The following is an 11,644-nucleotide window of genomic DNA, read 5'->3' as shown; positions in this document are numbered from 1 at the left end:
GCCGTGGAGCACTACCGGCGCTACCTGCAGTTGCGGCCGCGAGGGACCGGCGCGGCGGAGGCCCGGCAGTACCTCAAGTCCCGGTCGGGTCGGTAGCGGCGCCGCGATGTTCCTCGTCCTGTCGAAGCTGTTGGACCTGCTGCTGTCCCCGCTCACCTGGGCGCTGTTGTTCGGCGTGGCGGGGCTGCTGCTGCGCCGGTGGAAGCGCCTGTCGCTGGCGTCCCAGCTCGCGGCGTTGGCCGTGCTGTACGTGTTCTCCATCGAGCCGACGGTGGCGCTGCTGACGCGCGCGACGGAGGCGGACGCGGTGAGCACGTACCGGCCGGACACCGTCTACGACGCGGTCATCCTGCTGGGCGGAGGGCTGGACGCGGCGGCCACGGAGCGCTCGGGGCAGCCGGAGTACAACGCCGCGCCGGAGCGGATGATGCGCACCTTCGAGCTGCTGCACGACGGCAGGGCCCGGCAGGTGTTGATTACCGCTGGCAACCTGGACGCGAGGCCGGAGGCGGTGGTGGAGGCGGACGTGCTGGCCGCGCAGCTGGAGCACTGGGGCATCGCGCCCGAGCGCATCGTGAAGGAAGGGCGCAGCCGCAACACCCGCGAGAACGCGCTGGAGTCGGAGCCGCTGGTGCGAGCCCACGGCTGGAAGTCACTGCTCCTGGTGACGAGCGCCGCGCACCTGCCCCGAGCGGCCGGCTGCTTCGCGGCGGTGGGGCTGAAGGCGGACACCCTCGCGGTGGACCTCCGCTCCTCGACGATTCCCCCGGCGAAGCTGAGCTGGCTGCCACGCTCGGGAGCGCTCAACCAGAGCACGGACATGCTGCGTGAGCTGGCGGGGCGGGTGGTCTACCGGGCGCGAGGCTGGACCGCGCCCTGGCGGTAGGCGCTACTTCATCGACGGAGGCGCGTGCAGTCCGCCCTTGGGCACGCCGAGGACGGTGATGCGGCCCTGGGGCTTCGCGCGGGGCGCGGGCTTGCCGGTGCGGAACGCGGTGCTGAGCGCGTCCCAGGGCGACGTGTGCTCCGGGCTCGGGGGCAGGACAGGCAGGTCCTTGAACATCGCGTAGCCGTCGTTGCCCTGTGCCACGAAGCTGAAGGTGGCCAGCCGGTACTTCGCCGCGTCGTCCAGCGGCTTGCCCTTCACGTCCACCTTCGTCACCCGCGAGCCTGGCGCCTTGCGCAAGTCATAGGTGAAGCGCAGGCCGGACACCTGCGGGTAGCGACCGGGCGGCTTGCCATCCACGCTGCTCAGGCTGACGCCGTTCTCCAGCGCCGCGCGCAGCGTCGCCCCCGTCACCTCCAGGACGACCAGCTCGTTGCGGTAGGGCATGAGCGAGTACATCTCGCGCCGGGTCATCTTCCCCGCGGGCAGCACCCGGTCCGCGCGGATGGCGCCCCCGTTCACGAGCGCCACGTCCGCGCCCGTCGCCTCGCGGAACGCATCCGCCAGGAACGAGCCCAGGTTCGTCTCCCCCAGCCGGTTCGGCGCACTGCGCGCATCCAGCGCCACCGGCGAGCGGCCAATGCGCTCCGCCAGCGTGGCCATCAGCGGCGCGTAGGGCTTCATCTGCTCGTTGAACGCCGCGTCGTCCGGAGTCTTCGAGGTGATGGGAATCACCTTCCACGCCAGCTTCTTCACCGCGCCCGTCTTCGCGTCCAGGTCCAGCGTGACGCGGCCCAGGTCGATGGCGTCCTCGTCCAGCTTGAAGATGGGCGTGCCCGCGACGGTCTCCTCCACGCGGTCGTGGTCATGCCCGCCGATGATGAGGTCCACGCGCACGCACTTCGCCAGCTCGCGGTCCTGCTCCACCGCCAGGTGCGTGAGCCCCAGCACGAACTGCGCGCCCGCGGCCCGCAGCTCCTCCACGGAGCGCTTCGCGGCCTCGCAGTACGGCGTGATGCGCGTGTCCTTGCCCGGCTTGGACGAGGTCTGCGTCTCCGGCAGCACCACGCCGAAGATGCCCACCTTCACGCCGCCCACGTCGCGCAGGTCCCACGCCTTGAGCCCGTCGAACACCTTCCCCGACTTCACGCTCATCACGTTGGCGCCCAGCCACGGGAAGCGCGACTGCTGGAGGCGCGCGCGAAGCACGTCGTCCCCGAAGTCGAACTCGTGGTTGCCCACCGTGGAGTAGTCCAGACCGAGCGCGTTCCACGCGTCGATCATCTGCTTGCCCTTGAGCGCCTCGCCCGCCACCTCCGCGGACGACTCCACCGAAGGCGAAATCGTGTCACCCGCCAGCAGCGTGAGGACGTGCGGCGACTCCTTCAGCGCCTGCTGCTTGAGCGTGGCCACGCGCGACAGGCCGCCCCGGTTCTGGGCGGTGGGCTGGAACTGATAGACGTCGTTGAGGTGGAGGATCGTGAGGCGGACGGTGTCGGCGGGAGGCGTCGGCTCCGCGGCCCCGGCGGCCCCGGTGGAAAGAATGGCCAGCACCCATGCGAGCGGCAGCAGCACCGCCCAGGTGCTCACGGTCTTCTTCATCATCGGACAGTCGTTCTCTTGCGGGGGCACAGGGGGAGCGCCAACCCGTCTCGGCGTAGCGCACTCGGCACGTGAAGGCGAGCGGACCGGATATGGCGCAACGCGCAAGCCCTTCTTCCCGGAGGATGAAGGGCATCCGGCCCACCATGCGCTCCGTCCTCAGACGGTGTAGCGCCGGCCCTGCACCAGCGGCTCGATGACGCTGCCGCTCGTGTCGAACAGGTCCGGATAGTGGATGAGGCGCATCTTCGCGCGAGTGGCCTCCGGCAGCGCCGCCAGCTTCTCGTAGGGCGTGTGCACGCCGTAGTTCGTCTCGTGGATGACCAGGTCCGCCTCGGACAGCCAGGAGATGAGCCCCTCGTCGAACGCGGTGTCCGCGCTGTAGCCCAGGCACCGGCCCCCGGCGCGGATGCGGAACGCGGTGGTGGGCACGTGGTGGTAGGTGAAGCGGCACTCGATTTCGAACGGGCCGTGGCGCACCGAGCGCTCCAGGTGCAGCGGCGTGTGCGTGAAGTAGTCCTCGAAGTGCTTGTGGCTGGGCCCCGCGCCCTGCTGCTCGATGAGGCACTCCATGCCCGCGGCCAGGTGGCCCTCCCAGAGGCGGCGCGTGACGCTCGGGTGCGCGAGCAGCTCCATCTTCCGCTGCAGCACGAAGAAGGAGAAGTAGCCCAGGCCCTCCAGGCCGGAGGCGTGGTCCGCGTGCAGGTGCGTGAGGGCCACGGCGCTGACGCGCTCCACGTCCAGGTGCACGCCGGAGGACTCGGACGCCTCGCGCATCATCTTGCGGATGGGGTGCGGACAGTCGAGCAGCAGCACCTGGTCCTCCGCCTCCAGCGCCAGGCACGACGAGTAGTAGAGCGCGGAGAAGGCATCACCAACGCCCAGGGGAATGAAGGACAGGCTCATGGATGGCTCCGGAGGGAAGGGGACAGCCGCTCGCGCAGCTTCGCGGCGACGGCGGGAGGGCAGAAGGCGGACACGTCCTCGCCGCGCGTGAGGCGCTCCTTGAGGGCGCTGCTGGACACCTCCGCCAGGTGCGCCTCCGCGGGCAGGAAGAGGGTGGACAGCTCCGGCGCGAGCGCGCGGTTCATCTGCGCCAGCTCCGTCTCGAACTGCGCATCGGTGGCGCCGCGCACGCCGCGCAACAGGACGCTCGCGCCAATCTCCCGCGCCAGCTCCACGATGAGCCCTTCGGTGAAGGTGACGGAGACGTTGGGGTGCCGGGCCACGGCCTCCCGGATGAGCGCCATGCGCTCCTCGGCGGTGAGCAGCGTGTGCTTGTTCGGGTTGACCGCGACCACCACGACGACATGGCTGAAGAGGCGCGCCGCCTGTCGCACCACCGACAGGTGTCCCGCCGTCACGGGGTCGAAGCTGCCTGCGTAGATGGCGATGGTCATCACGACACCTCACGGTCCGGAGAAGAAGAAGTCGCCGCGTCCAACAGCCCCGCGGCCATGCGCTTCACGGTGCCCGCCGCGGAGCCCGGAGGCACGAGCCCGGGCGCGCTCGCGGACAGCACGAAGTACCCCTGGATGGCGGCGAAGAGCCCCGCGGCCAGCGGACGCGCGCGGCGCTTGCCCACCACCGCCGCGACCAGCGCCTCCAACTGCTCCAGGTCCGCGCGCACCACCTCTTCGTAGGCGACGCGCACCTCCGGCTGCCGGATGGCCTCCGCGCTGATGGTGACCCAGCCCGCCACCGCCGCCACGTCCGCGTCCGGCCCGGTGGCGAGGAACGCGTCCACGAACGCCTCCACCCGACCGTGTGCATCGTCCGCGGCGAGCTTCGTCGCCCGCGTGGCGAAGCGCTGCCGGGCGCGAGCGGCCAACGAGCGCACCAGGGTCAGGAGGATCTCCTGCTTGTCCTCGAAGTGGTAGTGCACCAGCCCCGCGCTCAGCCCCGCCGCACGGGCGATCTCCGCCACGGACGCGCCCTCGTAGCCGCGCTCGGCCATGGCCTTGAGCAGTCCAGCGACGATCTGTTCCCGGCGCGCTTCGGTATTGGAGGGACGAGGCATGGCGCGATTTGGTTTCTAAGTTGTTTGACCAACTTATAAACAGGGCCAGCGTGGGCGTCAACCGGACGTGGGGTCCGGTGACGCCAGGCGGAAGGCTAGAAGCGGAGGACGGACGTCACCTTGTCCGGCCCCAGCCGCTTCGGACCCTCGAGGAAGTCGAGCGTGATGAGGAAGCTGTAGCCGACAATCTGCCCGCCCAGCCGTCCGATGAGCCGGCCCGTGGCGTCGGCGGTGCCGCCGGTGGCGAGCACGTCATCCACCACGAGGATGCGCTCGTCCTTGAGGATGGCGTCCTCGTGCATCTCCACGCCGTCCGCGCCGTACTCCAGCGAGTAGCGCTCCACGATGCGCTTGTGCGGGAGCTTGCCGGGCTTGCGCGCGGGCACGAAGCCCGCCTCCAGCGCCAGCGCGATGGGGGCACCCAGCAGGAAGCCGCGCGACTCCACGCCCACCACCTTGGTGATGTGCTGGCCCCGGAAGGGGGCGGACATGGCGGTGACCACCCGGCCGAAGAGGCGCGGGTCCGCCAGCATGGGGGTGATGTCCTTGAAGACGATGCCGGGCTTGGGGAAGTCCGGCACATCTCTCAGGACGGCCTGGAGGTCGGAGGCGAGCGTGGGGTCGAGGGACATGGGGTGGGGCTCCGAAAGGAGGACGGCGGCGTTTCAGCCCGGTGGATGACACCCGGGGTGGACCTGGGACCCAGGGTACCCGGCCCGGGTGACAGCCAGCCTGGCGGGCCCCCGGACGCAGAGTCCCAGGGCCAACGGCCGGAGGATGGGCGGACTGGGACGGGACCGGGGCATGGCGGACGTTGATGATCTCACAGCTTCGCGCCGCCCGGCCGCATCGGCTGGCGGACGCCGTATTTTTTCCCGCGCGCGGGGATCCCCTCACTGTGTTAAGCGAGGCGGTTCCCCCCGACCAAGGAGTCTGGGGCCCTTGCAAGCCGTGCAAACCACCGCTGACACCCGAGACCCTCTCTCCCCCCAGGACGGAATCTGGCTCCGCGCCCTCAAGGCCGAGGTCGAGCCCGTCACGTTCAAGAAAGGCCGCGAGGTGGCCGAAGGCCGCCGCGTCTTCGGCCTCACGCGTGAACCCGAACGCATCCGCGCGCAGGTCGCGGGTCCGTCCGGCGAGCGCTACGACGTGGCCCTGATTCCCGGAGAGGGAAAAGTCGTTTCCTCCTGCACCTGCCCGGTGTGGAACACCACGGGCCCGCATTGCGAGCACGTGGTCGCCGTGGCACTCATCTACGCGGCCCGCTTCCGGCCACCGCCGCCACCGCAGAAAGCCGCGGCGCCTCCTCCGCCGCCCGAACCCGAGGACATGGGGCCGGACGACGAGGAGGAGATTCCCGGAGGCGGAGCGCCGGGGATGGAAGGCGTCAGCCTGCCCGCGCTCGCCAAGGTGGAGAGCTGGCTGGGCCTGTCCTCACTGCCCGACTACGAGTTCCTCTACCGGCTCACCCCCGCGAGCACGGGGGCGGGCGGCTCCAACAACCGCCACTGGGTCGTGGACGTGCGCCGTCAGGACGCGCAGACCAAGGGCCCCGTGCACGTGAAGCGTCTGCTCCAGGCGGGCAGCCGCATCGCGCCCCCGGACGAGCGCATCTTCATGGTGCTGTCGCGCCATGAGCACCGCTACGACTCGCGCATCGTCCTCTCGGACGAGGACCTGTGCGAGGTGCTGGAGCTGTTGCGCCAGCGCCGGGTCATCTACCGGGGCACGCCGCTCGTCTACATGGAGCAGCCCGTGCGGCCGCAAATCCATCTGGAGTCGCGTCCAGACGGTGCCACCGCGCAGATTGAGCTGCTGTTCCCGGACGGCGTGGGCTACCCGCTCAAGGACGTCATCGTGCTCGCGGGCCGGCGCACGTACGTCATCCAGGCGCAGAACCTCCACGCCGTGGAGCCGGACTTCCCGCCGCGCTTGCTGCGCAAGTGGCTGCTGGAACCGACCATGGCCTTCCCGTCCGGGCAACTGGACCGGGTCCTGACGTTCTTCGCCGCGCACCTGCCGCGCTTCCGCATGTCGTTGAAGGCGGACGACATCGAAGTGGACGAGTCGGTGGAGCCGCGCTTCGTCGTCACACTGGAAGGCGCCGCCGAGCGCGTGAAGGTGCAGCTGGCCGCGAGATACGGCCAGACGACGGTGGCGGTGTCCCCCACGGCCACGCACCTGGGCTACGCCAGCGGCGTGGGCGAGGACTCGCGCAAGCTGTACCGCCGCCGCGACGAGGTGGAGCGCGCCGCGGGCAAGGTGCTGCTCGACCAGGGGCTGCGCTTTGATCAGGCCTCGCAGGCGTTCGACGCGACGGGCGACGTGGCCCTGGAGTTCTGGGCGCGGGGCCTGGCGGGCCTGCCTGAGGAGTGGGAGCGCTACGGCGTGCAGGCGCCCAAGGTGCGGCTGCGCCCGAAGCTCAAGCCGCGCATCCGCGTGGGCATGAGCGGCGTGCAGTGGTTCGACCTGGACGCGGAGTTCGTCACCGACGACCAGGCCGTGGACCTGGGCGCCGTGCGCATGTGGCTGGACTCCGGCCGCAAGTTCGTGCCGCTGAAGGACGGCTCCTTCGCGGAGGCGGACGTCGCGGAGATCAAGCGCGTGGCGGACCTCCTGGAGGAGGCCGGCGCCATGCCGGGCCGCACGCGCACCCGGCTGCCGCTGCACCAGGCGGTGGCCCTGGACCTGCTCGCGGACCTGAGCGAGTTCACCGAGGTGGAGGCCAAGGCCCGTCAGGCCATGCTCGCGCTGCGCGAGTCCGCCGGCGTGCCGAAGGTGGCCGTGCCGGAAGGACTCCAGGCCACGCTGCGCCACTACCAGGAGGCGGGCCTGTCCTGGCTCTGGTTCCTCCGGCGCCACGGGCTGTCCGGCATCCTCGCGGACGACATGGGTCTGGGAAAGACCATCCAGTCCCTGAGCCTGATGCAGAAGGTGGCCAACGACGAGGGCCGCAAGCCGTCCCTGGTGGTCGCGCCCACGAGCGTGCTCGCCAACTGGGAGCGCGAGGCGGAGCGCTTCACGCCGGGCCTCAAGGCCATGGTGTGGCACGGGCAGGACCGCCGCGAGCGCGCGGAGGACCTGAAGGACATGGACCTGGTGCTCACGTCGTACGCGCTGGTGCGCCGCGACCTGGAGCAGCTGTCCCAGGTGGGCTTCCGCTACGTCATCCTGGACGAGGCGCAGAACATCAAGAACGCGGACAGCGCCACCGCGCAGGCGTGCAAGTCGCTGCCCAGCGAGACGCGCCTGGCGCTCACCGGTACGCCGCTGGAGAACCGCCTGTCGGAGCTCTGGAGCATCTTCGACTTCCTGATGCCCGGCTTCCTGGGCAGCGCGGAAGGCTTCAGCGACCGCTACGAGCAGCCCATCCAGGTGGCCAACGACGCCACCGCGAAGGACCGGCTGCGCCGCCGCATCCAGCCCTTCATCATGCGCCGCCTCAAGACGGAGGTGGCCAAGGACCTGCCGCCGAAGACGGAGAGCGTCGCGTGGTGCGAGATGGAGCCCGGCCAGGCCGCGCTCTACCGCGAGGTGCTGGAGGAGAGCCGCCGCAAGGTGAACGAGTCCATCGAGAAGGTGGGCTTCAAGAGGAGCCGCGTCTCCATCCTCGCCGCGCTGATGCGCCTGCGTCAGGTCTGCTGCGATCCGCGTCTGCTCAAGATGCCGCCCGGCACGCTCTTGCCGTCCAGCGCGAAGCTCGAGCGCTTCATGGAACTGGTGGCGGACCTGGTGGCGGAAGGCCACCGCGCGCTCGTCTTCAGCCAGTTCACGGAGATGCTGGAGCTGCTCAAGCAGGAGGCGGACAAGAAGGGCCTGCGCTACCTCTACCTGGACGGCCGCACCAAGGACCGCATGGGCAAGGTGGACGAGTACAACCGCCCTGACGGCCCGCCGCTCTTCTTCATCAGCCTCAAGGCGGGCGGCACCGGCTTGAACCTCACCGCCGCGGACTACGTCATCCACTTCGACCCGTGGTGGAACCCCGCGGTGGAAGACCAGGCCACGGACCGTACGCACCGCATCGGCCAGACGCGCGCGGTCATCAGCTACAAGCTCATTACGCGCGGCACGGTGGAGGAGAAGATTCTCAGCCTCCAGCGCCGCAAGCGCGAACTCGCCGCCGGCGTGCTGGGCACGGACGGGGACGACATGGGCCGCACGCTCACCGAACAGGACATCCAGGAGCTGTTCACCGAAATCTGATGCGACTCGGGGAGTGGGAGATGGTTGTGGCGCCAACATGCCACGCCCTCCCACTCGCCCTCCCGCCATCCACCCGACCCGAACACCTGTGCAGTGTCATCAAGACCTGCTAGGGTGTTCAGGTGTTGGGGCGTCGTACGGATCGCGGAGGGCGCGAGTGCTGCTGGGTCTTCGGATTTCGAACGTAGCGGTGATTGAGGAGGTGGAGGTCGCGTTTGGCGCGGGCCTCACCGTCCTCACGGGTGAGACGGGTGCCGGCAAGTCCATTCTGGTGGACGCGCTGGGCCTTCTGCTCGGGGGCAGGGCGGATGCGGACGTCATCCGTGCGGGCTGCGAGGACGCGGCGGTGGAGGGCGTATTCGCCCGGACACCGGTGCTGGCCGCGCGCCTGGAGGAACTGGGCCTCCCGGACCTGGGAGAGGAGGTGCTCGTGCGCCGCGTGCTCGGGCGCACCGGGCGCGGAAAGGTCTACGTCAACGGCGCGCTGGTGACGCTGGGCGTGCTGGGGAAGCTCACCCGGGGCGCGGTGGACATCGCCGGCCAGCATGAGCACGTGAGCCTCTTCGACTCCGGGCTGCACCGGGTGCTGCTCGACAAGTACGGTCGCCTGGAGGAAGCGCTGGCCGCGTACGGCCGCGAGTGGGCGAACCTGCGGGAAGTGGATGGCCGCATGGACGCGCTGGGCGGAGACGACGCCAAGGTGCGCGAGCGCGCGGAGTTCCTTCGCTTCCAACTGGACGAAATCACGCGCCTGGACCCGGAAACCGGCGAGGACGTGAAGCTGGACGCGGAGCGCCGGCGGCTGGGCAGCGCCCAGAAGCTCAAGCGTCAGGGCGCGGAGGCCGAGCTGCTGGTGTCGGGCGAGGCGCCGTCCGCGGTGGAGATTGTCGGGCGCGCGCTGGGGCTCGTGCACGAGGGCGTCAAGTGCGACGCGACGCTCGCGCCGGTGGCGCAATCGCTCAGCACGGCGCTGTCGGAGCTGGAGGAGGCCGCGCGCCTGCTCAACCGCTATGTGGAGGGGCTGGAGTCCGACCCCGGGCGGCTGGGCGAGGTGGAGGAGCGGCTGGACGCGCTCAAGCGGCTGTGCCGCAAGCACGGCGCGACGCTGGACGGCGTCCTCAAGAAGCGCGGAGAGCTGGAGACGGAGCTGGGCACGCTGGAGAACCGGCGCGAAATCCTGGAGGAGCTGAACCAGGAGCGCAAACGCGTGGAGGAGCGGGCGCGCAAGGCGGCGCTGACGCTGTCCCGCGCGCGCAAGGCCTCCGCCGGGGCCTTCTCCCAGCAGGTGCGCGAGGGCCTGGGCGGACTGGCCATGGGCAAGGCCGCCTTCGAGGTGCGCGTCACCGCCGGGGAGTCGCTGCGTCCGGACGGCATGGATGAAGTGGAGTTCTTCTTCAGCGCCAACCCGGGTGAGCCGGCGCGGCCCCTGGCCAAGGTGGCCTCGGGTGGTGAGGCGAGCCGGCTGCTGCTCGCGCTCAAACGTGCACTGGCGGACAGTGACGCGTGCGGCTGCTACATCCTGGATGAAGCGGACGCGGGCGTCAGCGGCGCCATCGCGGACGTGGTGGGCCGGATGATTCGCGAGGTCAGCTCCCACCGTCAGGTGCTGTGCATCACGCACCTTCCCCAGGTGGCGGCCTACGCGGACGCGCACCTGCTCATCCGCAAGAGCGTGAAGGGCGAGCGCACCGTGTCCCAGGTGCTTTCGCTCTCGGCCGGCGCCGAGCGCACCCAGGAACTGGCGCGCATGATGTCGGGCGTGGAGGTGACTCGCGAGGCGCTGGGCGCGGCGGAAGCGCTGGTGCGTTCGGCCCACCGGGCCACGCCCCGCGCGCGCCGGGAGTCGGGTCCGGAAGGCAACAGCCCCCGGGGTCGGCTGCGCCGGACGGCCTGAAATGGGGGCCTACAAGGTAGGGGTGACCCAGGGGGAGGGGCATGACGCACCGGGAGTTTTCGTCCGCGTCCTTGCCCCCACTTATGGGCTCACATAGCATCCGGCGCGTGTCCAGCACCGCAGGGCAGACCGCGGCCCCCCGCCATAAAGTCATCTCCGCTGGCCTGACGGACGTCGGGCGCAAGCGCAATCACAACGAGGACAGCTTCCTCATTGACGATGAGCTCCAGCTCTACGTCGTGGCGGACGGCATGGGTGGGCACGCGGGTGGTGGTACCGCGTCGCGCATCGCCGTCGAGACCATCGACAAAGAGCTGAGGCGCGCGCGTGAAGGGCGGGAAAACCCCTTCGTCAGCGTTCCCAACCTCCAGGATTCGCCCATTCCGGAAGCGCTCCGGGGCGCGGTGGAGAAGGCCTGTCAGGCCATCTACCTCACCGCCCAGGATGACGCGCGCCTGTCCGGCATGGGCACGACAGTCATATCCCTGGTGGTCCGCGACGAGCACGCCTTCTTCGCCCACGTGGGCGACAGTCGCGCGTACCTCATCCGCGGGGACCTCATTCAGCAGATCTCCGAGGACCACTCGCTGGTCAACGAGCAGATCAAAGCGGGGATGATCACACCGGAAGAGGCCAAGCACTCCCGGTACAAGAACATCATCACCCGCTCCGTTGGCTTCGAGGAGGAGGTCCAGGTGGATGTCATGGGGCTCGTGTCCGAGCCCGGTGACGTGTTCCTGCTCTGCTCGGACGGCCTCGCCAACATGCTGGAGGACCGGGAGATCCACGACGCCGTCGCGCGCCACGCGAACCTGGATGAAGTGCCCAAGCACCTCATCGACCTGGCCAACGACCGCGGCGGCGACGACAACATCAGCGTCATCGTCGTGCGCATGCAGGGCGGGTAGGGCCCGGACTCGGGGCGCGATTGGGGCGCGCCCTGGAGTCTGTTGACCTTGACACTCTTCAAATGCGGATGATAGCTGCCCCAACCTTTCCACTTACTGAGAATCGCCAGTGGGTGACGGTGCGGGAG

Annotated in this window: 9 protein-coding genes; 4 read left to right on the top strand and 5 right to left on the bottom strand. The window is 69.9% G+C overall.

The genetic code is table 11. The features are described 5' to 3' along the window. The first annotated feature begins 106 nt into the window (after positions 1-106). Positions 107-886, top strand: a complete 780-nt coding sequence (locus D7Y15_RS39005; RefSeq protein ID WP_120580261.1) for a YdcF family protein — start codon at positions 107-109, stop codon at positions 884-886. Positions 887-889: 3 nt separating this feature from the next. Here the strand turns inward: D7Y15_RS39005 and D7Y15_RS39000 are convergent, their stop codons facing one another. From D7Y15_RS39000 to D7Y15_RS38980, 5 genes are all read right to left on the bottom strand, one after another. After that, entirely contained in the window at positions 890-2,491 is a 1,602-nt protein-coding gene (locus D7Y15_RS39000; RefSeq protein ID WP_121755732.1) for a bifunctional UDP-sugar hydrolase/5'-nucleotidase, read from the bottom strand. Between the two features lie 156 nt (positions 2,492-2,647). After that, the gene (locus D7Y15_RS38995; protein ID WP_120580263.1) at positions 2,648-3,394 is read right to left on the bottom strand and encodes an MBL fold metallo-hydrolase; all 747 of its coding nucleotides are present in this window, start codon (positions 3,392-3,394) and stop codon (positions 2,648-2,650) included. Continuing rightward, complete coding sequence (gene coaD, locus D7Y15_RS38990) at positions 3,391-3,888, bottom strand: pantetheine-phosphate adenylyltransferase (protein WP_120563835.1); 498 nt, start codon at positions 3,886-3,888, stop codon at positions 3,391-3,393. The genes D7Y15_RS38995 and coaD overlap by 4 nt, the downstream gene beginning before the upstream one ends. Further along, positions 3,888-4,508, bottom strand: coding sequence for a TetR/AcrR family transcriptional regulator (locus D7Y15_RS38985; protein WP_121755731.1), 621 nt, complete (start codon positions 4,506-4,508; stop codon positions 3,888-3,890). The genes coaD and D7Y15_RS38985 overlap by 1 nt, the downstream gene beginning before the upstream one ends. Positions 4,509-4,603: 95 nt before the next feature. Next, positions 4,604-5,140 carry an adenine phosphoribosyltransferase gene (locus D7Y15_RS38980; RefSeq protein WP_120580265.1) on the bottom strand — a complete coding sequence of 179 codons (537 nt, stop codon included), beginning with the start codon at positions 5,138-5,140 and terminating at the stop codon, positions 4,604-4,606. A 310-nt stretch (positions 5,141-5,450) separates the two neighbouring features. Between D7Y15_RS38980 and D7Y15_RS38975 the strand changes: the two genes are divergently transcribed. The 3 genes from D7Y15_RS38975 to D7Y15_RS38965 all read left to right on the top strand — a co-directional run bounded on the left by D7Y15_RS38975 (position 5,451) and on the right by D7Y15_RS38965 (position 11,516). After that, on the top strand, positions 5,451-8,714 hold the full coding sequence (locus D7Y15_RS38975; RefSeq protein WP_167548174.1) for a DEAD/DEAH box helicase: 3,264 nt from the start codon (positions 5,451-5,453) through the stop codon (positions 8,712-8,714). A 157-nt stretch (positions 8,715-8,871) separates the two neighbouring features. Next, complete coding sequence (gene recN / locus D7Y15_RS38970) at positions 8,872-10,608, top strand: DNA repair protein RecN (RefSeq protein ID WP_120580266.1); 1,737 nt, start codon at positions 8,872-8,874, stop codon at positions 10,606-10,608. A 107-nt stretch (positions 10,609-10,715) separates the two neighbouring features. Next, the gene (locus tag D7Y15_RS38965; RefSeq protein WP_120580271.1) at positions 10,716-11,516 is read left to right on the top strand and encodes a Stp1/IreP family PP2C-type Ser/Thr phosphatase; all 801 of its coding nucleotides are present in this window, start codon (positions 10,716-10,718) and stop codon (positions 11,514-11,516) included. Positions 11,517-11,644 lie beyond the last annotated feature (128 nt).

It is taken from the genome of Corallococcus sp. AB030, from assembly GCF_003668965.1.
GTDB lineage: Bacteria > Myxococcota > Myxococcia > Myxococcales > Myxococcaceae > Corallococcus > Corallococcus exiguus.
This window is presented reverse-complemented; position numbering and strand designations above follow the sequence as displayed.

Excerpts from the sequence above, each read along its gene's own strand:
- D7Y15_RS39005 (WP_120580261.1), top strand. The coding sequence starts at position 107 with ATGTTCCTCGTCCTGTCGAAGCTGTTGGACCTGCTGCTGTCCCCGCTC.
- D7Y15_RS39000 (WP_121755732.1), bottom strand. The coding sequence starts at position 2,491 with ATGATGAAGAAGACCGTGAGCACCTGGGCGGTGCTGCTGCCGCTCGCA.
- D7Y15_RS38995 (WP_120580263.1), bottom strand. The coding sequence starts at position 3,394 with ATGAGCCTGTCCTTCATTCCCCTGGGCGTTGGTGATGCCTTCTCCGCG.
- coaD (WP_120563835.1), bottom strand. The coding sequence starts at position 3,888 with ATGACCATCGCCATCTACGCAGGCAGCTTCGACCCCGTGACGGCGGGA.
- D7Y15_RS38985 (WP_121755731.1), bottom strand. The coding sequence starts at position 4,508 with ATGCCTCGTCCCTCCAATACCGAAGCGCGCCGGGAACAGATCGTCGCT.
- D7Y15_RS38980 (WP_120580265.1), bottom strand. The coding sequence starts at position 5,140 with ATGTCCCTCGACCCCACGCTCGCCTCCGACCTCCAGGCCGTCCTGAGA.